25 protein-coding genes and 1 pseudogene are annotated in these 26,975 nt (G+C 74.0%); 11 read left to right on the forward strand and 15 right to left on the reverse strand.

All coding sequences use genetic code 11. The annotated features are described in order from the left end of the window. Positions 1-852: a poly(3-hydroxyalkanoate) depolymerase gene (phaZ, locus tag ACQP04_RS15590; RefSeq protein WP_433507751.1), complete on the forward strand. Its 852-nt coding sequence runs from the start codon at positions 1-3 to the stop codon at positions 850-852. Positions 853-865: 13 nt separating this feature from the next. Here phaZ and ACQP04_RS15595 read toward each other — a convergent pair whose 3' ends face one another. After that, the gene (locus tag ACQP04_RS15595) at positions 866-1,408 is read right to left on the reverse strand and encodes a hypothetical protein (RefSeq protein ID WP_433507752.1); all 543 of its coding nucleotides are present in this window, start codon (positions 1,406-1,408) and stop codon (positions 866-868) included. Positions 1,409-1,521: 113 nt separating this feature from the next. Here ACQP04_RS15595 and ACQP04_RS15600 point away from each other — a divergent pair, with 113 nt between their 5' ends. Then, complete coding sequence (locus ACQP04_RS15600; protein WP_433507753.1) at positions 1,522-2,403, forward strand: crotonase/enoyl-CoA hydratase family protein; 882 nt, start codon at positions 1,522-1,524, stop codon at positions 2,401-2,403. Positions 2,404-2,406: 3 nt separating this feature from the next. Here the strand turns inward: ACQP04_RS15600 and ACQP04_RS15605 are convergent, their stop codons facing one another. From ACQP04_RS15605 to ACQP04_RS15620, 4 genes are all read right to left on the reverse strand, one after another. Continuing rightward, positions 2,407-2,553, reverse strand: a complete 147-nt coding sequence (locus ACQP04_RS15605) for a DUF1059 domain-containing protein (RefSeq protein ID WP_063739802.1) — start codon at positions 2,551-2,553, stop codon at positions 2,407-2,409. Between the two features lie 74 nt (positions 2,554-2,627). Further along, positions 2,628-3,365 carry an SDR family oxidoreductase gene (locus ACQP04_RS15610; RefSeq protein WP_433507754.1) on the reverse strand — a complete coding sequence of 246 codons (738 nt, stop codon included), beginning with the start codon at positions 3,363-3,365 and terminating at the stop codon, positions 2,628-2,630. A gap of 32 nt (positions 3,366-3,397) precedes the next feature. Then, a complete protein-coding gene (locus tag ACQP04_RS15615) occupies positions 3,398-4,489 on the reverse strand; it encodes a HoxN/HupN/NixA family nickel/cobalt transporter (protein ID WP_433507755.1) in 1,092 nt (363 codons plus the stop codon). A gap of 111 nt (positions 4,490-4,600) precedes the next feature. Continuing rightward, positions 4,601-5,749, reverse strand: coding sequence for a glycosyltransferase 87 family protein (locus ACQP04_RS15620; protein WP_433507756.1), 1,149 nt, complete (start codon positions 5,747-5,749; stop codon positions 4,601-4,603). Positions 5,750-5,832: 83 nt separating this feature from the next. Between ACQP04_RS15620 and ACQP04_RS15625 the strand changes: the two genes are divergently transcribed. Next, complete coding sequence (locus ACQP04_RS15625) at positions 5,833-6,201, forward strand: hypothetical protein (RefSeq protein ID WP_433507757.1); 369 nt, start codon at positions 5,833-5,835, stop codon at positions 6,199-6,201. 27 nt (positions 6,202-6,228) lie between these two features. Here the strand turns inward: ACQP04_RS15625 and ACQP04_RS15630 are convergent, their stop codons facing one another. The 3 genes and pseudogenes from ACQP04_RS15630 to ACQP04_RS15640 all read right to left on the reverse strand — a co-directional run bounded on the left by ACQP04_RS15630 (position 6,229) and on the right by ACQP04_RS15640 (position 8,828). Beyond that, positions 6,229-6,921 carry a SpoIIE family protein phosphatase gene (locus ACQP04_RS15630; protein WP_433508371.1) on the reverse strand — a complete coding sequence of 231 codons (693 nt, stop codon included), beginning with the start codon at positions 6,919-6,921 and terminating at the stop codon, positions 6,229-6,231. A 58-nt stretch (positions 6,922-6,979) separates the two neighbouring features. Next, positions 6,980-8,656, reverse strand: a pseudogene (locus ACQP04_RS15635) (ATP-binding protein); the annotation flags it as partial. Next, a complete protein-coding gene (locus tag ACQP04_RS15640) occupies positions 8,643-8,828 on the reverse strand; it encodes a hypothetical protein (RefSeq protein ID WP_433507758.1) in 186 nt (61 codons plus the stop codon). The gene ACQP04_RS15640 and the pseudogene ACQP04_RS15635, both read right to left, overlap by 14 nt. Before the next feature lie 440 nt (positions 8,829-9,268). On the opposite strand from ACQP04_RS15640, the gene ACQP04_RS15645 reads away from it, so the two are divergent. The 3 genes from ACQP04_RS15645 to ACQP04_RS15655 all read left to right on the forward strand — a co-directional run bounded on the left by ACQP04_RS15645 (position 9,269) and on the right by ACQP04_RS15655 (position 12,207). Then, complete coding sequence (locus ACQP04_RS15645; RefSeq protein ID WP_037048237.1) at positions 9,269-9,802, forward strand: MarR family winged helix-turn-helix transcriptional regulator; 534 nt, start codon at positions 9,269-9,271, stop codon at positions 9,800-9,802. A gap of 100 nt (positions 9,803-9,902) precedes the next feature. Beyond that, positions 9,903-11,231, forward strand: coding sequence for an MFS transporter (locus ACQP04_RS15650; protein WP_433507759.1), 1,329 nt, complete (start codon positions 9,903-9,905; stop codon positions 11,229-11,231). Positions 11,232-11,244: 13 nt separating this feature from the next. Beyond that, positions 11,245-12,207: an MBL fold metallo-hydrolase gene (locus ACQP04_RS15655; protein WP_433507760.1), complete on the forward strand. Its 963-nt coding sequence runs from the start codon at positions 11,245-11,247 to the stop codon at positions 12,205-12,207. Between the two features lie 3 nt (positions 12,208-12,210). On the opposite strand, the gene ACQP04_RS15660 is transcribed toward ACQP04_RS15655, so the two are convergent. Then, positions 12,211-13,200 carry a LysR family transcriptional regulator gene (locus tag ACQP04_RS15660; protein ID WP_051737747.1) on the reverse strand — a complete coding sequence of 330 codons (990 nt, stop codon included), beginning with the start codon at positions 13,198-13,200 and terminating at the stop codon, positions 12,211-12,213. A gap of 208 nt (positions 13,201-13,408) precedes the next feature. Between ACQP04_RS15660 and ACQP04_RS15665 the strand changes: the two genes are divergently transcribed. Further along, positions 13,409-14,695: a Glu/Leu/Phe/Val dehydrogenase dimerization domain-containing protein gene (locus tag ACQP04_RS15665; RefSeq protein WP_433507761.1), complete on the forward strand. Its 1,287-nt coding sequence runs from the start codon at positions 13,409-13,411 to the stop codon at positions 14,693-14,695. A gap of 86 nt (positions 14,696-14,781) precedes the next feature. Here ACQP04_RS15665 and ACQP04_RS15670 read toward each other — a convergent pair whose 3' ends face one another. Both ACQP04_RS15670 and ACQP04_RS15675 read right to left on the reverse strand, forming a co-directional pair. Continuing rightward, a complete protein-coding gene (locus ACQP04_RS15670; protein WP_433507762.1) occupies positions 14,782-15,285 on the reverse strand; it encodes an SRPBCC family protein in 504 nt (167 codons plus the stop codon). Continuing rightward, a complete protein-coding gene (locus ACQP04_RS15675; protein WP_433507763.1) occupies positions 15,282-15,779 on the reverse strand; it encodes a MarR family winged helix-turn-helix transcriptional regulator in 498 nt (165 codons plus the stop codon). Before ACQP04_RS15675 ends, ACQP04_RS15670 begins: the two co-directional genes overlap by 4 nt. Positions 15,780-15,857: 78 nt before the next feature. On the opposite strand from ACQP04_RS15675, the gene ACQP04_RS15680 reads away from it, so the two are divergent. Further along, positions 15,858-17,675 carry an ABC transporter ATP-binding protein gene (locus ACQP04_RS15680; RefSeq protein ID WP_433507764.1) on the forward strand — a complete coding sequence of 606 codons (1,818 nt, stop codon included), beginning with the start codon at positions 15,858-15,860 and terminating at the stop codon, positions 17,673-17,675. 4 nt (positions 17,676-17,679) lie between these two features. On the opposite strand, the gene ACQP04_RS15685 is transcribed toward ACQP04_RS15680, so the two are convergent. Next, entirely contained in the window at positions 17,680-18,651 is a 972-nt protein-coding gene (locus ACQP04_RS15685; protein ID WP_433507765.1) for an aldo/keto reductase, read from the reverse strand. Between the two features lie 126 nt (positions 18,652-18,777). On the opposite strand from ACQP04_RS15685, the gene ACQP04_RS15690 reads away from it, so the two are divergent. Next, entirely contained in the window at positions 18,778-19,626 is an 849-nt protein-coding gene (locus tag ACQP04_RS15690; protein WP_433507766.1) for a dioxygenase family protein, read from the forward strand. A 4-nt stretch (positions 19,627-19,630) separates the two neighbouring features. Here the strand turns inward: ACQP04_RS15690 and ACQP04_RS15695 are convergent, their stop codons facing one another. Both ACQP04_RS15695 and ACQP04_RS15700 read right to left on the reverse strand, forming a co-directional pair. Next, a complete protein-coding gene (locus ACQP04_RS15695; RefSeq protein WP_433508372.1) occupies positions 19,631-20,344 on the reverse strand; it encodes a dienelactone hydrolase family protein in 714 nt (237 codons plus the stop codon). Positions 20,345-20,381: 37 nt separating this feature from the next. Further along, positions 20,382-21,848: a DUF2235 domain-containing protein gene (locus ACQP04_RS15700; protein ID WP_433507767.1), complete on the reverse strand. Its 1,467-nt coding sequence runs from the start codon at positions 21,846-21,848 to the stop codon at positions 20,382-20,384. 271 nt (positions 21,849-22,119) lie between these two features. On the opposite strand from ACQP04_RS15700, the gene ACQP04_RS15705 reads away from it, so the two are divergent. Both ACQP04_RS15705 and ACQP04_RS15710 read left to right on the forward strand, forming a co-directional pair. Beyond that, entirely contained in the window at positions 22,120-23,853 is a 1,734-nt protein-coding gene (locus tag ACQP04_RS15705) for an ABC transporter ATP-binding protein (protein WP_433507768.1), read from the forward strand. A gap of 62 nt (positions 23,854-23,915) precedes the next feature. Then, positions 23,916-25,850, forward strand: coding sequence for an ABC transporter ATP-binding protein (locus ACQP04_RS15710; RefSeq protein WP_433508373.1), 1,935 nt, complete (start codon positions 23,916-23,918; stop codon positions 25,848-25,850). A gap of 54 nt (positions 25,851-25,904) precedes the next feature. Here ACQP04_RS15710 and ACQP04_RS15715 read toward each other — a convergent pair whose 3' ends face one another. Beyond that, on the reverse strand, positions 25,905-26,921 hold the full coding sequence (locus ACQP04_RS15715) for a Dyp-type peroxidase (protein ID WP_433507769.1): 1,017 nt from the start codon (positions 26,919-26,921) through the stop codon (positions 25,905-25,907). Positions 26,922-26,975: the final 54 nt, after the last annotated feature.

The following is a 26,975-nucleotide window of genomic DNA, read 5'->3' on the forward strand; positions in this document are numbered from 1 at the left end:
ATGACCGGCACCCTCGGCGAGGTGTCCACCCGCACCGTCGGAGGGCGCACGCTCCGCGTCGCGATCCGTCGCGGCGACGGCTCCCGGACCCCGTTACTGCTGCTCAACGGCATCGGCGCCCGCCTCGAGATGCTCGAGCCGTTCGTCGAGGCGCTGCCCCGTGAGCTGGAGGTGATCCGGTTCGACGTTCCGGGCGTCGGCGGGTCGCCGCGGCCCCGGATGCCGTACCACATGGCGACCTTCGCGCTGACCGTCGGCAAGCTCGTGCGTGAGCTGGGCTACGGGAAGGTCGACGTCCTGGGCTACTCCTGGGGCGGCGGGCTCGCCCAGCAGACCGCGCTCACCGGGCGGGACCGGGTCCGCCGCCTGGTGCTCGTGGCCACCGGCACCGGTTCGCTGATGGTGCCGGCGCGGCCCGCGGTGCTGAGCAAGATGCTGACCCCGCGGCGCTACCGCGACCCCGCGTACGCAGCGCAGGTCGCCGGTGAGATCTACGGCGGCTCGATGCGCACCCACCCCGAGCGCGCCGCCCGCCTCCTGCAGTCGTCCGACGACGGCGACCCCGCGGGCTACGAGCGCGGCTACCTCTACCAGCTCCTCGCCGGCGCGGGCTGGACCACGCTACCGGTCCTGCGCCTGATCGCGGCGCGGACGCTGATCGTCTCCGGGGACGACGACCCGATCATCCCGCTGGTCAACGCCCGGGTCCTGCGCCGTGGCATCCCCGACTCGCACCTGCACGTGTACCGCGGCGGGCACCTGGCGCTGCTCACCGAGTCCCACGAGCTGGCCCCGGTGATCGACCGGTTCCTGGCCGCTCCGCCACGAGGCGGCGCACACCGGACGGCGTGATCAGGCAGTGTGATCAGGCGTCGGACGACCGACGGCCGAGCACGGGCGTCACCGCCACGTAGGTCACCGCCGCCGCACACCCGGCCACGACCAGCGCCGCGCCGCCCGCCGGCCCACCGAGCGCGAGCTCCCGGAGGGCCACTCCGATCGCGAGCGCGAGCCCGACCAGCACGGCCACGGCCAGGACCGCGCCGGCCGTCCCGGGCCGCCGCCGTACCACTGCCACGGCGACCACCAGCACCGCTGCGACGACCGCTCCGCCGAGCGCGAAGTCCGGGCCCGTCACCGGCACCCGCCAGCCGAACAGGGCGGCGACGTAGGCGGCCCAGGTGAGCCCCGTCCGCACCGCGGCGGCGCGCATCGGGCCCGGCTGCGCGACCACCGACAGCGCCAGCACCCCTGCCGCGACCACCACCAGCAGCACCGCGATCGCGGTGGAGGTCCAGGTCAGCGTGGCGAACCCGAGGTAGGCGGCGGCCACGCCCAGGCCGACGCACAGCGCTCCCGCCCAACCCAGCGGGCCAGGGCGGTGGGGCCTGCGCGCGCTGTCGGTCACGTTGCCGGTGTCGCCCCGGCGCGCCGTGGTGTTACCGCAGGTCGCCCGGGGTCGTGCGCGGCAACTGCCCCTGGAGGGGCAGTCGGCACGCACGGGAGAGGGATGATCGGGGCATGACGTACGAGACCCTCGACTACACGGTGCGCGACGGCATCCTCACGCTCACCCTCAACCGGCCGGACAAGCTCAACTCGTTCACCGTGACCATGGCGGAGGAGCTGATCGCGGCCTACGACCGGGCGAGCGCCGACGACGAGGTGGGCGCGATCGTCGTGACGGGGGCCGGCCGGGCGTTCTGCGCGGGCATGGACCTGTCGTCGGAGGGCAACGTGTTCGGCCTCGACGAGTCGCAGCAGCCGACGCTGCGGGACCTCGAGGAGCGCTTCGAGGACCCGGAGATCGTCGGCGGCGTGCGCGACACCGGCGGGCAGGTCTCGCTCGCCGTCTACCGCTGCACCAAGCCCGTGATCGCCGCGATCAACGGTGCCGCGGTGGGCATCGGGGCGACCATGACCCTGCCGATGGACGTGCGGCTGGCCTCGGAGAACGCGCGGATCGGCTTCGTGTTCGGCCGGCTCGGGATCGTGCCGGAGGCGGCTTCGACCTGGTTCCTGCCCCGGATCGTCGGGATCAGCCGGGCGCTGGAGTGGGTCTACTCGGCCGACATCCTGACCGCGCAGGAGGCGCTCGACGGCGGCCTGCTCCGGTCCGTCGTGCCCGCCGACCAACTGCTGGACACGGCGTACGCGCTCGCCCGGAAGTTCGTCGACGGGCACTCGCCGGTGGCCACGGCGCTGATGCGGCAGATGATGTACCGCAACAGCGCGGCGCCGCACCCGGTCGAGGCGCACCGCGTCGACTCGCTCGCGATGTTCTACACGTCGATCGCCGACGGGAAGGAGGGCGTGCGCGCGTTCCTGGAGAAGCGGCCGGCGGAGTTCACCGGTCGGGCCAGTGCGCTGCCGCCCTTCGCCCCGTGGCAGGCCGACGACTGAGCCTCAGTACGCGATGAAGAGGATCTCGTCGCGCGAGTACTCGTGGCCCGGGTGCTTCTCCTTGAGGTGGGCCTGGGTCTTGGCGACGAGGTCGTCCTCGTCCGTGCCCTGGATCTGCTCGCCGCACGGGCAGTTCAGCCGCGTCTTCATCGTGTTCTCCTCTCAGGGGGATATGCACCGACCCTAATGCGGGACGGCGGCCTTTGTGATCGTCCCCCGTGTGATCAGCCCCGCCCGATGAACGGCATGGTCGTGGCCGTGATGGTGAGGAACTGGACGTTCGCCTCGAGCGGGAGGTTCGCCATGTAGCGGACGGCGTCGGCGACGTGCCCGGCGTCGAAGGTCGGCTCCGGCCGCACCGACCCGTCCGCCTGGCGGGCCCCCGTGGCGATCCCCGCGGTCATGTCCGTGGCCGCGTTGCCGATGTCGATCTGCCCGCAGGCGATGCCGTACGGGCGGCCGTCGAGCGAGATCGACCGGGTCAGGCCGGTGATCGCGTGCTTGGTGGCCGTGTAGGCCGCGCTGCCCGGACGCGGGACGTGCGCCGAGATCGAGCCGTTGTTGATGATCCGGCCGCCCTGCGGGTCCTGCTCGCGCATCACCGCGAACGCCGCCCGGGCGCAGAGGAACGAGCCGGTGAGGTTGGTGTCGACGGCCGCGCGCCAGGCGGCGACCTCGATCTCGTCGGGCGTGCCCGTGGGGCCGAACGTGCCGGCGTTGTTGACCAGCAGGTCCACCCGGCCCCACGCCCCGACGGCCGCGCGGAACAGCGCCGCGACCGACTCCTCGTCGGCGACGTCCGTGGGTACGGCGAGCGCGTCGGCGAACCCCTCGGCGGTCTCCGCCAGCGGCTCGGGCCGCCGCCCCGCCAGGGCGACCGCCCAGCCGTCCTCCAGGAGGGCGCGGCCGATGACCCGGCCCAGCCCCGATCCCGCTCCGGTCACGACCGCGGTGCGCTGCATGCGGAGGTTCTACCGGAACCGGCGGCGGGAGATCAGTCCGCCACGGCCCAGCGCTGCTCGATCCGCCCGTAGCGCCAGACCGCGAGCGCCCCCAGCCAGGTGACCACGAACAGGGCGACGACGAGGTACCCCATCACCTCGAGGTCGAGCGCGGCCAGCGTGGCCAGTGGCCCCGTGGTGACGTGCAGCTTCTCGCCCAGCAGCTGCAGCAGCTCGATCAGCCCGATCACCAGCGCCACGACCACGGACAGCGCGGTGACGGTGAGGTTGTAGAAGACCTTGCGTACCAGCGTGACGAACGCCCACTGGTAGGCGGCGGACATGAACACCCCGTCGGCGGTGTCGAACAGGCTCATCCCGGCCGCGAACAGCACCGGGATGACCAGGATCGCGTACCAGGGCAGCTGCGCCGCCGCGGCGCCGCCGGCCAGGACCAGCAGCGTGACCTCGGTGGCGGTGTCGAACCCGATGCCGAACACGAACCCGACCACGTACATGTGCCAGGGCTTCGACACCGCCCGCAGGGTCCGGCCGAGGATCCGGGCCAGCAGGCCGCGGGAGGCGAGGTGCCGCTCGAGGGCCTCGTCGTCGAGCGGCTCGGTGCGCATCCGGGCGAACACCTGCGCGATGCCGATCATCGCCTGCAGGTTCAGCAGCCCGATCAGGACCAGGAACCCGCCGCCGACCAGGGTGCCGACCAGGCCGAGGGTCTCCTTCACCGACGACGAGTCGTCGCCCAGCTCCCCGACCAGCGTGCGGACGCCGAGGGCGAGCAGCAGCGCCAGCACGAACACCACCGAGGAATGGCCGAGGGAGAACCAGAACCCGACGCCGCGGGCGCGTTTCCCCTCGCTCACCAGCTTGCGGGTGGTGTTGTCGATCGCGGCGATGTGGTCGGCGTCGAAGGCGTGCCGCATGCCGAGCAGATAGGCGGTGAGGCCGACGCCGAGCCCGAACGTGCCGCCCGAGGCCAGCGCGAGGTGCTGCGGCGCGACCACCGCGGCCAGCAGCGTCCAGCCGCCCAGGGTGAGCAGCAGGATGACCGCCGCCATCCCCGCGAGGTGCCGGCGGTCCGTGCGGTCGAAACGGGTGCGCGACGGGGACGCCGTGCGGGGAGCGGTCACGAGCCGATGCTCGCATGCACAGTTCTTCAGATGGAAGCCGGTGCGCCCATTCCCGGCCGACCGAATCGCGTGATCGTTCCACAACGCCCGAAATGACGCCCGGAGTCGACGTTATGGAGCCACACTGCGCATTTTCGGGCGGGTGAGGTGGAGCGTGGCGGCCGCGAGGAGGGCGACGAAGCCCGCCAGGTACACGTCGGGTTGCAGGGAGATTGCGCCGGTGGCGGGGATGGGGCCGACGTCCGGGCCGGGCAGCCGGGTGATCACGGCGGCGGTCGCCAGCAGGAGGGCGCCGAGCCCCACCCACGCCCGCCGGACGACGAGCAGTACCAGCAGCGGCACGCACCAGACGAAGTGGTGCGACCACGCGAAGGGGGCCACCGCCGCCGACGCCAGTCCGACGACGATCAGCGCGAGCAGGTCCTCCCCGCGTCGGTGTGCCCGCACCGCCACCGTCAGCGCGGCGGCGGTCAGCAGCCCGGCCAGCACCAGGTAGACCGGCGCGTTCTCCCCGAGAAGCCGGGCCACCAGACCGTCGAGCGAGTGGTTGCTGGTCGCGGCGACGTCCGAGATCCGGTTCGCGGCCGCGAACGTCCCGCGCACCCAGTACTGCACCGACTCGGCCGGAGCGAGGGCGAACCCGAGCCCCGTGGCCGCCACGAACGTCCCGACGGCGACGGCGGCCTCCCGGCGCCGCCCGACGAGCAGCAGGTACACCACGAACAGCAGCGGGGTGAGCTTGAGCGCCGCGGCCAGCCCCACCCCGGCGCCGCGCCACCGCGAGGGGCGGCCGGTGAGATCGAGCAGCACCAGCGCGAGCAGCACGACGTTGATCTGCCCGAGGTAGCACGTCGTCCGCACCGGGTCGAGCCACAGCGCGGTCGCCACCAGCAGCGCGACCGTGCCGGCCGGCAGCACGGTGCCCACCAGTGCGGCCGACCGCCGCACCACCAGCACGAGCAGCACCACACCGAGCGCGGTCCAGAGGATCTTGAGCAGCGGCAGCGGGAGCAGCGTCAACGGCACGAACAGCGCCGCGGCCACCGGCGGGTACACGAACGGCAGGTCGAGCAGGACCCCGCCGGCGTACAACGGCTGGTGGTGCAGCACGTGCTCACCGCCGGCCCGGTAGACCTGCAGGTCGATCATCAGCGCGTGCGCGCCGGGCCAGGCCGCGAGTACCGCGAGCTGCAGCGCGACCAGCACCGCCGCCCCCGCCCAGGCGGCGCGGGCCCGGACCCGTGGGCGGGGGAGCGTCACCGGGAGACCGTAGGACGGCGGGTCAGCGCGACCGCGAACCGGGCGAGTGTGACGACGACCACATCTTCTGCCATGCTGGCGCCATGCGTTCCGCCTTCGCGCACACCGCCGAGATCGAGCTCGCCGAGGACGGCGACCGGGCCGCCCCGGGCGCCGCGATCACCGCCGCGCTGTGCGGGACCTGGGAGCACGAGCCGCCGTGCCCGATCGCGTCGCACCACACCGCGTCGTCGCGGGCCGGCAGCCGGGTGCGGCTGCGCGTGCTGTTCGCGTGCGACGTCGACCTCGAGGACGAGGTCCGCAGCCGGATCGACGCCGCGCTGGCCCGCGGCCTGCTCACCGGGCCGGACGGCACGGTGTCCCGCTGGTCCCTGCGCGACGCGCTGCCCGGCAGTGTCCAGGAGTGCGAGCGGGCGGACGCCGAGCGCCTCCTGGCGAGCAGCGACGCCTGACCGCAGCGCCACCCGGGCCGGCGGGGCTCACACCGCCGGCAGCTCCGCCCACACGGTCTTCGCCTCGCCGTCGCCCTCGTGCCCCCAGCGCAGCGTGAGGGCCTCCACCAGCTGCGTCCCGCGCCCCCGGACCGCCAGCGGGTCGACGGGCCGGACGGCCGGCAGGCTCGCGGACCCGTCCCGCACCGACAGCCGCAGCGTGCCGTCGTCGAGCCCGACGCCGACCACGAACGGGGTCCGGGCGTGGTCGACCACGTTCGCGACCAGCTCGGTCAGCACCAGCTCGGCGTCCTGCGCGGCATCGCCGCGCACGCCCCAGCCCGTCAGCAGCTCGACGAGCCGGTGCCGTATCCGGATCGTCGCGCCGGGCAGCGGCTCGTAGTGCCACCGGACCTCCCGGCCTGCGCGCGGCCCGGCCTCGTGCCGGTAGACCAGCGCGGCGACGTCGTCGTCCGGGCCGGGGCCGAGCAGCCGCGCGGTGAGCCCGTCGAGGACGTCCCCGACCGGCGTGCCGGGATCGGCGGCGAGCTCGCCCAGGGCGGCCCCAGCCCGGGCGATCCCGAGGTCGACCTCCTCGCCGCGGCGCTCGACGAGGCCGTCGGTGTAGAGCAGCAGGGTGCCGCCCGGCGGGAGCGCGGCGACGGCCTCCGGCCGGGGCGCCCCCGGCAGCACCGCGAGCGGCACGGACAGCCCGTCCTCCAGCAGCCGGTACCCACCCAGCGTCGGCGAGGATCGCGGGCAGGTGCCCGGCCCGGGACCAGCGCAGCATCGACGTCGCGGGGTCGACGATCGCGCACAGCACCGTGCTGCAGCGCGCCCCCGGGGTCAGCGCGGCGAAGCCGTCGAGCGCACCGAGCACGTCGGCGGGGGAGTGGCGCTCGAGCAGCAGCGCTCGGGCGGCGCTGCGCAGCTGCCCCATGACGGCTGCCGCATCGGGCCCGCGCCCGACGACGTCCCCGACCACCACTCCGGTCGTGCCGTCGGGCAGGGCCACCACGTCGTACCCGTGCGTGGCCCCGACCAGCAGCCGGAGGGCGCCGGGGGTGTCCGGGGCGTCGTGCACGGCGATCGTGGCCTCGGCGAGCCGGCGCAGCCGCCGCGACTCCCCGGCCCGCGCCCGGGACAGATCGAGGTGCGTGCGCACCCGGGCCAGCAGCTCGGCGGAGGAGAACGGCTTGGCGAGGTAGTCGTCGGCACCCGCGGTGAGCCCGCCGACGGCGGCCTCCATGCCCGCGCGGGCGGACAGCAGGATGGTCGGCAGCGTGGCCGTGGCGGGATCGGCGCGCAGCGCCCCGACCAGCCCGATGCCGTCGAGGCCGGGCATCATCACGTCGGCCAGCAGGAGGTCGGGCTCACGGCGGGCCTCGGCCGGCGCGGCGGTCGGGAGCGGGTCCGCCGCGGGTCCGGCCGCCGGCGCCGTCCACTGCAGGGCCTCGTCCCGGAAGCGGCCGACGGCCGCGGGCCGGACCGCGCGGATCTCCTCGTCGCCGGCAGCCATGGTCGGCACCCGCACCGTGAAGGTGCTGCCGCTCCCGGGCGTGCTGGTCACGGACGCCGTGCCGTCGTGCAGCTCGGCGAGCTCCCGCACCAGCGCCAGCCCGATCCCGGAGCCCTCGTGCGAGCGGGCGGCGGCGCCGCGGACCCGGTGGAAGCGCCGGAACAGCAGCGGGACCTGGTCGGCGGGGATGCCGATCCCCGTGTCGGCCCCCGAGAGCTCCAGCGCGGCCGCCTCCCGCCGCAGCCGCACGGTGACGCCGCCGTGCAGGGTGTTGTTGACGATTTTGGACAGCAGGTTGAGGACGATCCTCTCCCACTGGTCCGGGTCCAGCCGCACGGCCGGCAGGTCCGGGCAGTCGACGGCGAGGGCGAGGCCCGCCCGCTCGACGGCCGGCGCGAACGACTCGGCGATCCCGCGGGTGAGTGCGCCGGGGTCGACGGCGACGCGGTCGGGCGTGAGCCGGCGCTCCTCGAGGGCGGCGAAGTCGAGCAGGGCGTCGACCTGCCGACGCAGCCGCCCGGCGGTGCGCCGCACCAGCTCCAGGCGGTCGCGCTGGGCCGGGGGCAGCGGCGCCGCGGTGTCGGCCAGCGCGTCCTCGGCGGGGCCGGTGATCAGTGCGAGCGGGGTCCGCAGCTCGTGGCTCACGGTGGTGAAGAACTCGGTCTTGGCGCGGTCGAGCTCGGCCAGCTCCTCGACCTGGCGGCGCTGGCGGCCGGCGGCCACCGCGTCGGTGAGGGCCGAGGTGACGCGGCCGGCGACGAGCTCGGTGAAGGAGCGGAAGGCGTCGTCGAGCAGCAGGGCGGGGCTGGTGCCGAGGACCACCGCACCCAACGGGCCGTCGTCGCCCGGCCCGTCGAGCGGCAGCACGACGGCGGCGTCCGGCTCGCCCGCGCCGCCGCCCGCCACGAGGCCCGGGTGCGCGCCGGGCCAGTCCCGCGACCGTCTACCCCCCACCACCGGCGACCGCCTCGGCGACGGCGGCGGCCACGGCGCCGTCGGCGGGGAGCGGGCCGGTGAGCCCGAAGCTCGCGACCTCGACGATCCCCTCGCTCTCGCTGCGCAGGTGGACGGTGCCGAACGGCAGGTCGGCGCGGGCCGTGGCGAGGGTCGCGGTGAGGGCGCGGCTCACCGCCACCGGCTCGCCGAGGGGGCCGCCGGGACCTGGCCGAGCTGCTGGGGTGCGGCGAGCCGGCGGGTGGCCAGCACCTGCCGGGTGGTCTCCGTGGCGATGTCGAGGACCCCGCCGACGCTCCCGTCGGCGCGCAGCAGCGGGCTGTACGGCGCCCGCGGGCGGCTTCAGCGGCCGTGGTGCCGTCCGCGAGCCCGCCCCGTGGTAGGGCGCGCTCCGGCGAACCGGACGATCTCGACAACAGGGGAAGCGTCGAGGCCGTCGCCGCCCTGCCTCCGGACCTGGTTGTCGGCTGGACCGGCGGGATCGAGGAGCAGTGCTCGGCCCTGTCCCGGATCGCGCCCACCGTCGCGGTCGACGTCGACTTCACGCTCGACTCGCTCGTCGACCAGTGGGCGGCGTCCGGCCGCTCCCCGGGGGGACGGCCGTAGGATCCGGCCGTGTCCGTCGACCCGCCGCCCGACAGCGACTTCCTGTCCCTCGCCGGCATCGCCATCGACGAGACCCAGCGCCGGCTCCCGGGGACCGACCGCTCGGCGATGGCCATGGTCCTGCTGCTCACCCGGGTCGCGAGCGGGCTGGTCTACGACCTGGAGTCGACGGTGCACCGGCCGGCGGGCTGGAGCTGGTCGGCCTGGCGGCTGCTCTTCACGATCTGGGTGGCCGGGCCGCAGGAGTCCCGGCGGGCGGCCGAGCTGTCCGGGATGAGCCGGGCCGCCGTCTCCGCGTTGACGAACACGCTCAGCGCCGCCGGCCTGCTCGACCGCACGCCCGGCTCGGCGGACGGCCGCTCGGTGGTCCTCGCGCTCACGGAGAAGGGCACCGCAGCGATCGAGGAGACCTTCCTGCGGCACAACGCCCGCGAGTCCGAGTGGGCCCGGCTGCTCGACCCCGAGGACCTCGCCGCCCTCAACGGGCTGCTCGCCAAGCTCGCCGGCGCCGCCCACGCCGCGGAGTGGGTCAACCGGCGCTGAACCGGGCCGGACCCCTGGCCGTCGGGCCCGGGACGGGTTACCGTTCCGCACGGTCAAGGCTTTGACCGTTTTCCCAGCGCCGGGAACGAGGGGATTTCCGATGACGCAGACCCCGGGATCGGCCGCCTCGGCGGTCCACCCGCCGTCGAGCCAGCTGCGCCGGGTGATCGGCGCCAGCCTCGTCGGCACGACCATCGAGTGGTACGACTTCTTCGTCTACGCCTCGGCCGCCGGCCTGGTGTTCGGCAAGCAGTTCTTCCCGGGCCTCGACGGCACCGCGGCCCTGCTCGCCTCCTTCGCGACGATCGGCGTCAGCTTCATCGCGCGCCCGATCGGCGGCGTGGTGTCCGGGCACCTCGGCGACCGGTTCGGCCGCAAGCCGGTGCTGGTCGGCACGCTGCTGCTGATGGGCCTGTCGACGGTCGGCGTCGGCCTGCTGCCCTCGTACGCCTCGATCGGCGTCGCGGCGCCGATCCTGCTGGTCGCCCTGCGGATGCTGCAGGGCCTCTCCGCCGGTGGGGAGTGGGGCGGCGCGGCGATGATGTCGGTCGAGCACGCCCCGCCCGGGCGGCGCGGCTACTACGGTGCCTACCCGCAGATCGGGGTGCCGATCGGGCTGCTGCTGGCCAACCTCGTCTTCTTCGCCGTGTCGGCGACGACCACCCCCGAGCAGTTCCAGGCGTGGGGCTGGCGGATCCCGTTCCTGCTGTCGATCGTGCTGATCGTCGTCGGGTTCTGGGTGCGGGCGCGGGTCTCGGAGAGCCCGGTGTTCGAGGACCTGCGGGACCGTCGCGAGCGCCGGTCCGCCCCGCTGGCCGAGGTGCTGCGGAAGAACCGCCGCGAGTTGCTCGTGGCGATCGGGCTGTTCGTGGCCAACAACATGATCGGCTACATCCTCATCGCGTTCATCACCTCCTACGGCACGCGTCAGCTCGGGCTCTCCAGCACGACGATGCTGGTGGTCGGCATGGTCGGGGCGGTGGCGTGGGGCGTGTTCACGCTGATGGCGGGGCGCTGGTCGGACACCTGGGGGCGCCGGCGCACCTACCTGATCGGGATCGTCGCGCTGGCCGCGTGGTGCTTCCCGTTCTTCCTGCTCTTCGACACCCGCTCGGTCGGGCTGCTGCTCGTCGCGGTCGTGGTGCTGGCCTTCGGCCTCGGCCTCACCTACGGACAGCAGGCCGCGACCTACGCGGAGATGTTCCCGGCGCCGGTCCGCTACTCCGGTGTCTCGTTCGCCTACGCGTTCGGTGCCATCCTGGGCGGCGGGTTCGCGCCGCTGCTGGCGACCTGGCTGATCGCGGTCACCGGGACCTCGCTGTCGGTCTCCGCCTACATGTTCCTGATGTGCCTGGTCACGCTGGCCGCGGTGCTGGCCCTGCGCGAGGGCACGCCCGCCGAGCGTGAAGCCTTCGTCACCGCGAGCTGAGCAGGAGGACACCATGGCCGCCAAGCCCTTCGCCTCCTCGGCCGATCTGGCCGCGAAGGAGCAGACGCTCGAGATCCTGGCCGACGGCGTCTACGCGCTCACGGCCGAGGGCGACCCGAACATCGGGGCGGTCGAGGGCGAGGACTTCCTCGTCTGCTTCGAGGCCCTGGCCACGCCCGTGGCCGCGCGGAAGTGGCTGACCCGGCTGCGCGAGCACACCGACAAGCCGATCCGCTACCTCGTGCTCTCGCACTACCACGCCGTCCGGGTGCTGGGGGCCAGCGCGTTCGACGCGGAGATCATCGTCGCCCACGAGAACACGCGGGCCCTGATCGCCGAGCGCGGCAAGGAGGACTGGGCCAGCGAGTTCGCGCGGATGCCGCGGCTGGCCGAGGCGGCGGACTCGGTGCCGGGGCTGACGTGGCCGACGCTGACCTTCGCCGACCGGCTGACCGTCGATCTCGGTGGCGACCGCGGTGATCTGGTGCTGCAGTACCACGGGCGCGGGCACACCGAGGGCGACATCACCGCCTGGCTGCCGCGGCAGAAGATCCTCTTCGCCGGCGACCTCGTCGAGGCCGAGGCGGCCCTGTACACCGGCGACGCGTTCCACCGGGACTGGGCGGGCGCCACCCTCGACCGGGTCAAGGCGGTGGGCGCCGAGCAGCTCGTCGGCGGGCGCGGCGCGGTCACCCAGGGCCGCGCGGCCGTCGACGCGGCGGTCGAGCAGACCCGCGGGTTCCTGCAGGTGATGATCCGCGAGGTCGGCGGGGTGCAGCAGCGCGGCGGCACGCTCAAGGAGGCGTTCGAGGCCGCGCACGCCGCGCTGGTGGACGACTACGGCCACTGGCCGATCTTCGAGCACTGCCTGCCGTTCGACGTCTCGCGGCTGTGGGACGAGCTGTCCGGCATCGAGCGCCCGGTCATCTGGACCGCCGAGCGCGACCAGGAGGTCTGGGCCCAGCTGCAGGGCTGACGGTCAGGGGAGCGGCAACCGCGGACCGTGCGGGTCCGCGGCGCCGTCCGTGGCGGGCAGCCCGAAGCTCGCCTCGGCTCCCAGCCCCTTCGCCGCGGCCGCCTCCCGCACCGCCGCGATCACCAGGTGCAGCGCGGGCCGTCGGGTGGCCCTGGTCCGGTAGGCGATCGAGACGGTGCGCATGACGGGCTCGGTCAGGGCCACGACGTCGATCGCGTCGTCGGTGCCGGGCGGGCGCTGCACCAGCCCGAGGTCCGAGACCAGCGTGACGCCGAGCCCGGCCGCGACCAGGGCCAGGGCGGTGAACTGTTCCTCGACCTCGTGCGTGGTGGCGGGGTCGAACCCGGCGCGGCGGCAGGCGACGCGCACCGCCCGGCCGAAGTGCGAGCGCGGGCCGGCGAGGATCCACGGCTGGTCGGCCAGCTCGCCGAGGGTGACCGTCGCGCCCGGGACGGTGCCCGCCGGGACCGCCGCGTACAGCCGCTCGACGGCCACGACCTCCCGGGTCAGCGCGGGGTCCCAGGACATGGGGTGCCCGGAGTAGTCGATCACGAACGAGAAGTCGAGGGCGCCGTCGCGGACGGCGCCCGCGGTCTCCTCGGGCGCGAGCTCGCGGGTCCGCACCTGGATGCCGGGGTGCTCCGCGGCGAGCGAGGCCAGTGCGTCGGGCAGCAGGCCGGAGGCCACCGACGCCCAGACCCCGGCGGTCAGTCGCACCGACCGGGCCTGCTGGGCCTCCTCGACGGCGAGCTCGGCGCGCTCCACCGAGGCCAGGATCTCCTCGGCGTGCTCGGCGAGGACCATGCCCAGCTCGGTGAGCTGCACCCGGCGGCCGAGCCGCTCGAAGAGGGTGCCGCCGACGTCCCGTTCCAGCTGCGCGAGCTGCTGCGACACGGCCGACGCGGTGTAGTGCAGGGCCGCCGCCGCGGCGGTGACCGTGCCCCGCCGGTGCAGCTCCCGGAGCATGCGCAGGCGCGACAGGGAGAGCTCCACGGGCCCACCGTAGGCGGGCGGTTCCGCTCGTGCAGGAACCGTGAACGCGATCCTCCACGATTCCTTGATGGACGCCGGCCGCGCCGCTGCCGCACAGTGGGGCACCGGCGGAGATCGCCGGCCACCCCGGCACGACCCCACGCCGCCGCCCGCACGGGCCCGGCGCGGTCCGTCGTGCCCCGAGCAACAGACCGGGAGGTCCGCCGACGTGACCACGATGCAGGAGCCGATGGGGCCGCTGGGAACGCCGATCGAGGTGCCGGCCGCGCCGGTGCCCGCAGTCCTTCCCACGGCCGCCGCTCCCGCCCCGCGGGACCGCGAGCCCTACCTGCGCGTGACGTGGACCGACCCCGTCACGGGCGCCCGCGGCCACCTCGTCGTGCACACGCTGCGGTCCGGCATCGCGACTGGCGGCACCCGCATGCGCGCCGGCTGCACCCTGTCCGAGGTCGAGGACCTGGCCCGGGGCATGGCCGCGAAGACCGCCGCCTTCGACCTGCCCGTCGGCGGGGCCAAGGGCGGCATCGACTTCGACCCGAAGGACCCGCGCGCGGTCGGCGTGCTGGAGCGCTTCTGCCAGGCCGTGCGCCCGTGGATCGACGGCCACTGGGTCACCGCCGAGGACCTCGGCGTGCCGCAGCACCTGATCGACGAGGTGTTCGAGCGGATCGGGCTCGGCCAGTCCTACCACGCGGCCATCTCGCGCTCGGCCGACCCGGCCGCCACCCTCGAGCGCGTCCGGCAGGGTCTCGACGCGCGCGTCCCCGGCGGCCTGCTCGGCAACGTCATCGGCGGCTACGGCGTGGCGCACGCCTGCCTCGGCGCCGCCTCCGCCTTCGGCTGGGCGGTCGAGGGCACCACCGTCGCGGTCCAGGGCATCGGCACCATGGGCGGCGCCGCGGCCTGGTATCTGCACGAGGCCGGCATGCGGGTGGTCGCGATGGCCGACGCCGCCGGCACCCTCTACGACCCGGACGGCCTCGACGTCCCGGCCCTGCTCGAGCTGCGGGACGGCTTCGGCGAGATCGATCGCACCCGGCTGCCCGCCGGCGTCGCCCGCCTGCCCCGCTCCGCGGTCGTCGGGCTGCCGGCCGACGTCTTCGTGCCGGCGGCGATCTCCTACGCGATCACCCCGGACAACAGCTACGACGTGGCCGCCAAGGTCGTCGTCGAGGCCGCGAACGCCGCCACCACGCCGGAGGCCGAGGCCATGCTCGCCGCCCGCGGCGTCCCGGTGGTGCCGGACTTCGTGGCCAACGCCGGAGCCGCGGCCTGGGCCTGGTGGCTGCTGCTCGGCCGGGTCGGCATGACCCGCGACGACGCCGTGACCGCCGAGGAGTCCTTCACCATGCTGCGCACGCAGATGGCGGACAAGGTCCGGCTGCTGCTGGACCGCTGGGTGTCCGACGGCGTCCCGCCGCGGCTGACCGGCCTCGGCCTCGCCGTGAGCGACCTCGACGACACCGCGGCGCGGTCCGCGCTCGTCATCCCCTGACGTTCGCGTAGGCCCGGCGGCCCCCCGACAGCGTGGTCGGGGAGCTGACACGGGCGGCGAGGATGTGTCAGCAACGGGGCGATGTGTCAGCGGGTGACGCGGCTGCCGGGGACCTCGTCGGCGTCGAGGTGGCGCAGGAGGTTGGTGACGAACCGGTCCCCGGTGCGCTGCAGCGTGACGTTCATCAGCCCGACGACGGCGGGGAAGGCCAGCCGGGAGAGCGGCAGCTCGACGTGCAGGGTCAGCCGGATCGCCAGGTGCGTGCCGCCCTCGGCGTCCCGCAGCCGGTACCAGCCCTCGGCGCCAGTGAACTCGTGCGTGTCCGCGGGCGGTTCGTGGGTGAAGTCGATGCGGGACTCCTCGGGCCCGTCGATGAAGCGCATCCGCTCGGTGAAGGTCGGCTGGATGCCCACGCCGAGCACGGCCAGGCGCATCATGCTCCACCGCCAGCGGTCGCCGTCGGTCTCGATGCTGGTCAGCAGGGGGGTGAGTCGGGGGAGCAGCTCCGGGTCGGTGAGGACGGCCCAGATGTCGCCGCGCTCGGCGGCGACGACGGCCTCCGACTCGGTGGTCGTGGTGAAGCGGTTCACGGCGTCGAGGTTCCCGTTCCGGCTCGCGGCTGCACATCACCCCGGTCGGACGGCACGGGCCGGCCGGGCTCGTCGGGCCCCGCGGCGCGCAGCGTCCGCAGGATCCGGGCGAGGTCCGCGCGGTCCCGCTCGTCCAGCCCGGCGAAGAGGCTCTCGGACTCGGCCTGCCGCGCCGCCCGGACCTCGTGGGCCAGCGTGACGCCCTTCGCGGTGAGCGCGACGAGCGTGGCCCGCCGGTCCGCCGGGTCCGGCGTACGCTCGGCGAGGCCGCGTTCCTGCAGGTCGTCGACCACCTCGGTGGCCGAGCGCGGGGCGATCCGCAGGTGCTCGGCGAGCGTCGACAGGCGCATCCGGCCGTGCCGGGCGAGCGTGGCGACGGCCCGGAACTGCGAGGGCGTGACGTCCCACGGCGCCAGCGCCTCCTTGTTGCGGCCACGGAGGATGCGCGCGACGGCCCAGAAGGCCTCGGCCAGCGTCTCCTCCCCCTCGCTCACGGGAATACCGTACCAGCGGTTCGTGTTGCTCCCTCATGTTGAGGTAACCTCAGCAAAACGTCGAGAGGGGACACGCACTTGGATCCGCAGACACAGCACACCCAGGGCCGTCCGGACCGTCCGGAGCGCCCGGGCCGACGCGCCCCGTCGGCCGCCGAGAAGCAGCAGGCCCGCGAGGTCTCGCTGCGCCGGATCGGCCGGCTCTTCAGCCCGTACCGCGGGCCGCTCGCGCTGGTCGTGGCGATCATCGTCGCCTCGTCCGTGGTGGGCATGGCCTCGCCCTTCCTGCTCCGCGAGGTGCTCGACGTCGCGCTGCCGAACCGCGACGTCCCGCTGCTGGCCTGGCTGGTCGGCGGCATGGTCGCCGTCGCCGCCGTGACCGCCGCCTTCGGCGTGGTCCAGACCTGGATCTCGACGCGGGTGGGCCAGCAGGTCATGCACCGGCTGCGCACGGACGTCTTCGCGCACCTGCAGCGCCAGTCGCTCGGCTTCTTCACCCGCACCCGCACCGGCGAGGTGCAGTCCCGCATCACCAACGACATCGGCGGCATGCAGTCCGTGGTCACCTCCACGGCCACGTCGATCGCCTCGAACCTCACGACGACCGTCGCCACCCTGGTCGCGATGGTCGCCCTGTCCTGGCAGCTCACGCTGATCTCGCTGCTCGTACTGCCGCCCGCGATCCTGCTGTCCCGCCGCGTCGCCCGGATGCGCCGCAGCATCACCGCGCGTCAGCAGCGCGAGCTCGCCGACCTCAACGTGACGATCGAGGAGGGCCTCTCGATCTCCGGCATCCAGCTGAGCAAGACCCTCGGCGCCGGCCCGGCCCTCGTCGACCGCTTCACCGCCTCCTCCACGCGTCTGGTCGACCTCGAGCTGCGCAGCCAGCTGGCCGGCCGCTGGCGGATGGCCACGATGAGCATCATCTTCGCCGCGATCCCCGCGGTGATCTACCTGTCCGCCGGCCTGCCGATCGCCGCCGGCGCGATGACCGTCGGCACGCTGATCGCCTTCACGAGCCTGCAGGGCAGCCTGTTCCGGCCGCTCACGGGCCTGCTCGACGTCGGCGTCTCGCTGGTCAGCTCGCTGGCCCTGTTCGCCCGGATCTTCGAGTACCTGGACCTGCCGGTCGAGGTCGACGACCCGGCCGAGCCCGTCGCCGTCGACCTCGCCCGGGTGCGCGGGCACGTCCGCTTCGAGGACGTGACCTTCGCCTACCCGGGCAGCGACACCGCGGCCGTCGCCGGCGTGAACCTCGACGTGCCCGCCGGCACCACCCTCGCCCTGGTGGGGGAGACCGGCTCCGGCAAGTCGACCCTGGCCTCGCTGGTCCCGCGGCTGCGCGACCCCGACGCCGGACGGATCACCATCGACGGCGTCGACGTCCGGGACATGCGCCTGGCCGACCTCGCCAGGATCGTGGGCGTGGTGAGCCAGGAGACCTACCTGCTGCACTCCACCGTGCGGGAGAACCTGCGACACGCCAGGCCCGACGCCACGGACGCCGAGATCGAGGCCGCCGCCCGGGCCGCCCAGGTCCACGACCTGATCGCGAGCCTGCCCGAGGGCTACGACACGGTCGTCGGCTCCCGCGGGTACCGGTTCTCCGGTGGCGAGAAGCAGCGGATCGCGATCGCCCGCACGCTGCTGCGCGACCCGAAGGTGCTGGTCCTCGACGAGGCCACGAGCGCCCTCGACACCGAGACCGAGCGGGCGGTGCAGCGGGCCTTCACCGAGCTGGCGAAGGGCCGCACCGCCATCACGATCGCGCACCGGCTCTCCACGGTCCGCGACGCCGACGAGATCGCCGTGCTGGACCACGGCCGCGTCGTCGAGCGGGGGACGCACGAGACGCTGGTCGCCGACCGCGGCCGCTACGCCACCCTCGCCGCGTGAGCGCTCACGCGAAGCCGGCCACCTCGTGCGGCCGGTACGGCTCCTCGAGGAACGCGACCTCCTCCGCCGACAGCGTGACGTCGACGGCGGAGAGCGCGTCCTCGAGGTGCTGCCGCTTGGTGGCCCCGACGATCGGCGCGGTCACCGTGGGCTTGCTCAGCAGCCAGGCCAGCCCGATCTGCGCCGGCAGCAGCCCCCGCCGTTCCGCGAGCTCCAGGACCCGGTCCACGATCTCGCGGTCCTCGTCCCGGTAGAGGGTGCGGCCGAACTCGTCCGTCTCGGTGCGGGCGGTCGTGGCGTCCCAGGTCCGGGTCAGCCGCCCGCGGGCCAGCGGGCTCCACGGGATCACGCCGACGCCCTGGTCGGCGCACAGCGGCAGCATCTCCCGCTCCTCCTCGCGGTAGAGGAGGTTGTAGTGGTTCTGCATGGTCGCGAACGGCGTCCAGCCGTGGCGCTCGGCGGTGTGCTGGGCCTTGGCGAACTGCCAGGCCCACATCGACGACGCCCCGATGTGGAGCGCCTTGCCCGCCTTCACCACGTCGTGCAGCGCCTCCATCGTGACCTCGATCGGCGTGTGCGGGTCCCAGCGGTGGATCTGGTAGAGGTCCACGTAATCCACGCCGAGGCGGCGCAGGCTGGCGTCGAGCTCGCTCAGGATCGCCTTGCGCGAGAGGCCCTGGCCGTTGGGCCCGGGCCGCATGCGGCCGTTGACCTTGGTGGCCAGCACGATCTCGTCCCGGTGCCCGTACTCGGCCAGGACCTTCCCGAGGATCTCCTCGCTGCCGCCCGCGGAGTACACGTTGGCGGTGTCGACGAAGTTCACCCCGGCCTCGAACGCGCGCAGGATGATCGGGCGCGCGTCGTCCTCGCCGAGCGTCCAGTCGTGCCGACCGCGCCCGGGCTCGCCGAAGCTCATCGCCCCCAGACAGATGCGCGAGACGTCCAGGCCGGTCGATCCCAGCTTCACGTACTGCATACGTCCTCCTCCCGGCTGTCTCCCCCAGGCCTTCCCGATCTCGGCCTTTGACAGTCGTCCCGGGGCGACCTATCTTGGTTGAGAGTTCAGTTGAACGTTGAACAAAGAGTGGGAACGGAGTGGGAGATGCCCGTGCACCCCTACGAGACGCACCTCGCCCGGGTCGCGCGGGCCGGCGAGCACGCCGCGTGGACGCCGGCCGACGGACCGCTGCCCGCCCTCTACCTCAGCCACGGCGCCCCACCGCTGTTCGAGGACCCGGCGTGGATGGAGGAGCTGTTCACCTGGGCGCGCTCGATGCCGCGGCCGAAGGCCGTGCTCATCGTGTCGGCGCACTGGGAGGAGGCGCCGCTCGCGATCTCCAGCAGCGCCGGGCACGTCACCCCGGTCTACGACTTCGGCGGCTTCGACCCGATGTACTACCGGATGCGCTATGACACCCCGGAGGCGGGCGCGCTCGCCCGGCGGGTCCTCGGCGCGCTGAGCAGTGAGAACGTCCACGAGACCGGCCGCGGGCTCGACCACGGGGCCTGGGTGCCGCTCAAGGTCATGTACCCCGAGGCGGACCTCCCGGTGCTGCAGCTGAGCCTGCCCACCGCCGACCCGACGAGCTTGCTGGGCCTCGGCGGAAAGCTGCGCGCGCTGCGCGAGGAGGGCGTGCTGGTGATCGGCTCCGGCTTCACCACGCACGGGCTGCCGTTCCTCACCCGCGAGGCGATCACCGGCGGGGTGGCGCCCGGCTGGTCGCGGCAGTTCGACGCGTGGGCGGCCGAGGCCCTGCGCCGCGGCGACATCGACGAGCTGGCCGCCTACCGCGCCAAGGCGCCCGGCATGCCCTACGCGCACCCGACCGTCGAGCACTTCACCCCGCTCTTCGTGACCCTCGGCGCCGCCACCGATCCCGAGGCACCGCGCGAGGCGACGATCGACGGGTTCTGGTGGGGCCTGTCCAGGCGTTCCTTCACCGCCGCCTGATCGATCAGGCCAGGTGCTGCCGGAAGAAGGCGTCGATGCGCCGCCACGCGTCGGCGGCGCTCTCCGGCTCGGGCCCCATGCCCGTGACCCGCAGCAGCGGGCGCAGGGCGCGGGGCCCGTTCTGCCGCTCGTTGAGGAACGAGTGGTTGGCGGCCGGGTACTCGGCGACGTCGTGCGGCACGCCGGCCCGGGTCAGCGCCGCCTCCAGCTTCCCGGCGGCGCCCTTGAGCGAGATGTCCTTCGCCCCGAAGCTGCCCACGATCGGGCACGCCCCGGCCACCGCGGCGTCGAGGTCCTTGGGCAGCTGCCCGTAGTTGACCGAGGACGCGTCGAACCCCCGCGAGGCCGTGAGCAGCGCGAACCCGCCGCCCATGCAGAAGCCGATCACACCGACCTTGCCGGTGCAGTCGTCCTGCCCGGCCAGCTCGGCCCGGGCGGCCTCGATGTCGGCGAACGCGCGACCCTGACCGGAGAGCAGGGCGCGGAAGGTCGAGACCAGGCACTTCCTGGCGCCGCCCGCGCTGAACAGGTCCGGCGCCAGCGCCAGGTAGCCCCGGGCGGCGAGCCGGTCGGCGTGCCGGCGCATCTCGTCGTCGAGCCCGAAGGCCTCGTGCACCACGACCACGCCCGGCCACGGCCCCTCGCCCTCCGGTGTGGCCAGGTACCCGCGGAGGGTGGGGGAGCCGCCGGTCGCCGCGGCCCGCGCGGTGAGGTCGATGTCGGTCACGAGGAGGCACGGTAGCGCGCCCGTCCGATCAGGACAGCCGCTCCACCTCGACCGTGATCTCGCCGGAGTTGTTGCCGTAGCAGCCCAGGGCGTCGTTCGGGTAGGCGTACAGGTAGCCCTCGGCCGGTACCTCCGCCGTCGTGCCCGCACCGATCGCGATCAGCGTGTCGTCGGCGTCCGGGCTCGGGGCGTTCGCCACCGACCCGACCAGGCAGAGCCACGGGAGGTCGTCGTGCCGGCGGGTGAAGGCGAGCTCCGCGCGGTCGTTGCCCGACACGCGGCGCAGGACCCGCTCCAGCCCGGAGAACACCCCGCCCAGTGCCCCGGAACGCCCCGGGCGGCCCTCCGGCCCGCACGCCCGCCCCGCGCTCGTCCAGCGGCCCTCCGCGGTGAAGCGGTACTCGCCCTTCTCCAGCCACAGGCCGGTCGCGGTCCACGCGCGGTCCGCGGGAACGGTGAGCCGGGCCGACTGCCCGGCGGCGAGGGTCGTCGTGCTGCGGTAGCCCTGCGCGGCCTGCCGCTCCAGCGCCACGTCCGACACGGCGGGCTCGGGCCGGGCCGCGTCGATGCGGGGCACGGTCCGCGGGCGCGGCTGGAAGGCGATCTCCAGCGCCGCGCCCACCAGCCCGTCCGCCATCGTGTGCGACGGCGCCGTGGCCGACGGGGCGAACCCGGTCACCGCCGCCAGGTCGAAGGTCAGGTGCGCGGCCTCGGCCGCCATCCAGGCCAGCGCGGTGTCGCTGAGCCCTTTCCCGCGGTACCCGCCGCCGACGTCCCCGTGGTCGCCCGGGAACCAGACCTGCTTCATGTCCTGCCCCGGGGCGGGCGGGTCCCACAGCGTGGGGCGGAACGGGCCGCGCAGCTCGTCGAGCGACACGGCGTGCCGGGCCACGGGGATCCGGCGGTCCAGCGTGACGTCGAGGAACGTGTAGTGCTCGCGGGAGTGCACCAGGTCGGGGATGCCCACGTAGACCGGGATGCCGAGCGCGCCGACGGTGTCCCAGACGCCCACGAACTCGACCGGCGACGTCGGCTCGTCCGGCTCGTAGGCCAGGACCAGCCCCGTGCTCCAGTCCGGGTCGTCCGGATGGTTCCGCAGGTCCCGGTACCGCCGGTAGGCGCGCCGCACGGCGTCGTCGCGGGCGGCGGGGTCGAGCCCGGTCCCGTCGACGATCCCGACCCGGCCGACCATCCCGCCCAGGCTGCGCGCGGTGTAGGCGCCGCGGCTGAAGCCGAACAGCGAGATCCGGTCGCCGGGCCGGTAGGTGTCGACCAGGAACCGGTACCCGTCCGTGATCGACCGGTCGAGGCCGGCGCCGGTCAGCCCGGCCCGCAGGTTGCCGACCGGGTCGAGCGACGCCGTGCCGACGCCGGGCACGTACTTCGCCGGCGGCGAGCCCGGTCCGGGGCGGTGCGCCCGGTGCAGCCGGGCCACGTTGCTGTCCGCGGCGACGTTCTGCCAGGTGCCGTCGCAGCACACCACGAGCCGACGCATCCCGACCTCCCCGGTCCCGAACGGTGCCCGATCAGCGCCGTTCCGATCACTGCCCCCGAGGGTCCGCCCGCCGGGCGGCCCCGGCCAGTGCGACAACTACGTAGTCCGGAGGTCCATGGTCGGGAAATCCGGTCGGCCCGCTGCCCCGGACGGACTACTGTTGCACGGCGCGACGATCGTCCGCCGGAACCGTCGGACCCCGCGGCTATCGTCGGCTTCCCACTACACGTCCGCCCGTGGCGGGCCACTCACGACAGGGGTGTGTCGACGCATGTTGCTGCGCCTGCTGCGGCGGTACCTGCAACCCTTCCGCAGGCCGCTCGCCCTCGTCGTCGTCCTGCAGCTGATCGGGACGATGGCGGCGCTCTACCTGCCCAGCCTCAACGCGGACATCATCGACCGCGGGATCGCCCGCGGCGACACCGGCTACATCCTCGGCACCGGCGGCTGGATGCTCGTGGTCTCGCTGATCCAGGTCGTCTGCTCGATCGCCGCGGTCTGGTTCGGCTCCCACACGGCGATGGGCTTCGGGCGGGACGTGCGGGCGGCCGTCTTCCACCGGGTCGGCGAGTTCTCGGTGCGCGAGGTGAACCGCTTCGGGGCGCCCTCGCTGATCACGCGCAGCACGAACGACGTGCAGCAGGTGCAGATGCTGGTGCTGATGAGCTGCACCATGCTCGTGTCGGCGCCGATCATGTGCGTCGGCGGCGTGGTCATGGCGCTGCAGGAGGACGCCGGGCTCTCGTGGCTGGTCGCGGTCTCGGTGCCCGTGCTGGCGCTGAGCATCGGCGCGGTCGTGGTGCGGATGGTGCCGAAGTTCCGGCTGCTGCAGGAGCGGATCGACGCCGTCAACCGCGTGCTCCGCGAGCAGATCACCGGCATCCGCGTGGTGCGGGCCTTCGTCCGCGAGCCGCACGAGCGGGCCCGGTTCGGCGTGGTCAACCACGAGGTCACGGACGTGGCCACGGCCGCGGGCCGGCTGCAGGCGCTGATCTTCCCGATCGTGATGCTGGTGCTCAACGCGTCGAGCGTGGCCGTGCTCTGGTTCGGGGCGATCCGGATCGACGCGGGGGAGATGCAGATCGGCGCCCTCACGGCGTTCCTGGCCTACCTGCTGCAGATCCTCATGGCCGTCATGATGGCCACGTTCATGGCGATCATGGTGCCGCGCGCCGCCGTCTGCGCCGAGCGGATCACCGAGGTGCTCGACACGGAGTCGTCGGTCTCGCCGCCGCCGCAGCCGGTCGTCCCGGAGGCCGTCGAGGGCGTGCTGGAGTTCCGCGGGGCCACCTTCCGCTACCCGGGGGCGGCCGAGCCGGTCCTGCGCGGGATCGACCTGGTCGCGCGGCCGGGGGAGACCACGGCGATCATCGGCAGCACGGGCGCGGGCAAGACCACGCTGCTCTCGCTGGTCCCGCGGCTGTTCGACGTCACCGAGGGCGCGGTGCTGGTCGACGGGGTCGACGTGCGCGACCTCGACCCCGAGGAACTCTGGCGGCGGACCGGGCTGGTGCCGCAGAAGCCCTACCTGTTCTCCGGCACGGTCGCGAGCAACCTGCGCTACGGCGACCCGGTGGCCACGGACGAGCAGCTGTGGGAGGCGCTGCGGATCGCGCAGGCCGAGGACTTCGTGCGCGCCATGCCGGAGGGCCTCGACTCGCCGATCTCGCAGGGCGGCACGAACGTCTCCGGCGGCCAGCGGCAGCGGCTCGCCATCGCCCGGGCCCTGGTCAAGCGGCCGCCGATCTACCTGTTCGACGACTCGTTCTCCGCCCTCGATCTCGCCACGGACGCCCGGCTGCGGGCCGCGCTGGTCCCGGTCACGGCCGCGGCGACCGTGGTGGTCGTGGCCCAGCGGGTCTCCACGGTGTCGGCGGCGGACCGGATCGTCGTCCTCGACGACGGCGTGGTCGTCGGCGTCGGACGGCACGAGGAGCTGCTGGCGGACTGCCCCACCTACGCCGAGATCGTCGAGTCCCAGCTCGGTGTCGAGGAGGCCGCGTGACCACCACCGCCCCCGGCGGCCGCCCCCGGCAGGATGCGGACACCGTCTCCGCCGCGCGCGGCATGGCCGCCCAGCGCCGCGGCGGCGGACCGCCCTGGGCCGGCATCGGCCAGCCCGCCGAGAAGGCCGCGACGTTCGGGCCGTCGGCGAAGCGGCTGATCGGCCGGCTCGCGCCGGAGCGGCTGGGCGTGCTGCTCGTCGTCGCGCTGGGCGTGATCAGCGTGACGCTCAACGTCGTCGGGCCGCGGATCCTCGGGCACGCCACGGACGTGATCTTCGCGGGCGTGATCGGCGCGCAGCTGCCCGCGGGGCTCACCGCGGCCGAGGCCGCCGAGCAGGCGCGCCTGGCCGGCAACGACACCGTCGCCACGCTCATCGAGAGCCAGGGCGTGGTGCCGGGGCAGGGGATCGACTTCGGTGCGCTCGGGTTGGTGCTGCTCGCCGTGCTCGCGATCTACCTGGCGGCGTCGGCGTTCTCGTACGCGCAGGGCTACCTGCTCAACGGGATCGTGCAGCGCACGGTGTTCCAGCTCCGCCGCGAGGTCGAGGACAAGATCCACCGGCTGCCGCTGCGGTACTTCGACGGCCGGCAGCGCGGCGAGGTGCTCAGCCGGGTCACCAACGACATCGACAACGTGCAGCAGTCGCTGCAGCAGACGTTGAGCCAGCTGCTGACCTCGCTGCTCACGATCGTCGGCGTTCTGGCCATGATGCTCGTGATCTCGCCGCTGCTCGCGCTGATCGCGCTGATCACCGTGCCGGTGTCGATCTGGCTCACCCGGGCCATCGGGCGGCGCTCGCAGGCGCAGTTCGTGGCGCAGTGGCGCAACACCGGCATCCTGAACGGGCACATCGAGGAGGCCTTCACCGGGCACGAGCTGGTGCGGGTGTTCGGCCGGCGCGCCGAGGTCGAGGCGCAGTTCGAGGAGAAGAACGCGAACCTCTTCGGCGCGAGCTTCCGGGCCCAGTTCATCTCCGGGATCATCATGCCGTCGATGATGTTCGTCGGGAACCTGAACTACGTGCTCGTGGCTGTGATCGGCGGGCTGCGGGTGGCCTCGGGCTCGCTCACGCTGGGGGACGTCCAGGCGTTCGTCCAGTACTCCCGGCAGTTCACCCAGCCGCTCACCCAGGCCGCGTCGATGGCCAACCTGCTGCAGTCCGGGGTGGCGTCGGCCGAGCGGGTGTTCGAGCTGCTCGACGCCGAGGAGCAGACCCCGGACCCGGTGCTGCCCGAGGTGCGCACCGAGCGCCGCGGCCGGGTCGCGTTCGAGCACGTCTCGTTCCGGTACGAGCCCGAGCGCCCGCTGATCACGAACCTCTCGCTGGTCGCCGAGCCGGGCCAGACGGTCGCGATCGTCGGGCCCACCGGCGCGGGCAAGACCACGCTGGTGAACCTGGTGCTGCGGTTCTACGAGCTCGACGCCGGCCGGATCACGCTCGACGGCGTCGACACCGCCCGCATGGCGCGCGCCGACCTGCGCTCCGGGATCGGCATGGTCCTGCAGGACACGTGGCTCTTCCACGGCACGATCCGGGACAACATCGCCTACGGCCGGCCGGGCGCCACCGAGGAGGAGATCCTCGCCGCGGCCCGCGCCACCTACGTCGACCGGTTCGTCCGCAGCCTGCCCGCGGGCTACGACACGGTGATCGACGAGGAGGGCACCGGCGTCAGCGCGGGGGAGAAGCAGCTGATCACGATCGCGCGGGCCTTCCTCGCCGATCCCTCGCTGCTGATCCTCGACGAGGCCACCAGCTCCGTCGACACCCGCACCGAGCTGCTGGTGCAGCGGGCCATGGCGGCGCTGCGGGCCGAGCGCACCAGCTTCGTGATCGCCCACCGGCTCTCCACGATCCGGGACGCGGACCTGATCCTGGTCATGGAGGAGGGCTCGATCGTCGAGCAGGGCACGCACGAGGGGCTGCTCGCGGCGGGCGGCGCCTACCACCGGCTCTACCAGGCCCAGTTCGCCGGCGCGGCCGCGCAGGAGTGAGCGGGACCTCAGGGCTGTTCGGTCCTGCTCCGGCGGCCCTGAGGTCCGGTTCGGTCAGCGCGGGCCGCGCAGCCCCCCGATGCCCAGGCCCGCGTGCACGGCGGGCGGGTCGGCGGGCGCGGTCGCGGCCGGTTCCGCGGGCTGGGGGAGGGGCGGCGGGTCGTCGAGGAGATCGGCGGTGGGCACGAAGAACAGGCCACCGGTCACGGCCCGCGACACCTCGAGGATGCGGTCGGAGTGCCCGGGCGGGTCGCCCACGACCATCCGGGTGAGCATCAGCTCGGTCACGCCGGGGTCCGCGGCGTAGCCGGCGAAGTAGGTGCCGTACTCGCCCGCGGCGATCGAGCCGAAGGGCATGTTGTCCCGCATGATCTCGCGCTCGGTGCCGTCCGGCTCCTCGATCGTCGTGAGGGCGACGTGGGAGTCGGCGGGCTTGGTCGCGTCGTCGAGCTCGACGTCGTCGAGCATGCGGCGGCCGATGGCGAGCTCGCGCTCCTCCACGGTCATGGCGGTCCAGGCGTCGAGGTCGTGCAGGTACTTCTGCACCATCAGGTACGAGCCGCCGGCGAAGTCCGGGTCCTCGTCGCCGACGAGCACCGCGTCAGACGCCGCTCGGCCGGTCGGGTTCTCGGTGCCGTCGACGAAGCCGAGCAGGTCACGACGGTCGAAGTAGCGGAAGCCCTGCACCTCGTCGACCACGCGCGCGGCCGGCCCGAACGCCGCGACGATCCGCCGGGCCAGCTCGAAGCAGGGGTAGGTGCGGCGGGCCCGGATGTGCAGGAACAGGTCGCCGGGGGTGGCCGGCGCGTGGTGCCGCTCGCCGGTGAGCTCGCGGAAGGGGTGCAGGTGCGCCGGGCGGGGACCGGCGAAGAGCCGGTCCCACGCGTCGGACCCGATGCCGAGCACGCAGGTCAGGCCCTCCTCGGGCATCCGGAACCGGACAGACCGGATCATCCCGGCGACGTCCGGCAGCAGGTCGTGCACCGCGGCCTCGCCGCCCGGCTCGACCACGAGCGTGAGGAACACGGCGCTCTCGGTCAGCGGGGCGAGGACCGCCTGGGGTTCGGGCACGGGCACCTCCGGTTGCCGGGACGCCGCCATGATCGCGGGTCGGGGCTGCGCGGT

It is taken from the genome of Pseudonocardia halophobica (assembly GCF_050948485.1).
Lineage (GTDB): Bacteria > Actinomycetota > Actinomycetes > Mycobacteriales > Pseudonocardiaceae > Pseudonocardia > Pseudonocardia halophobica.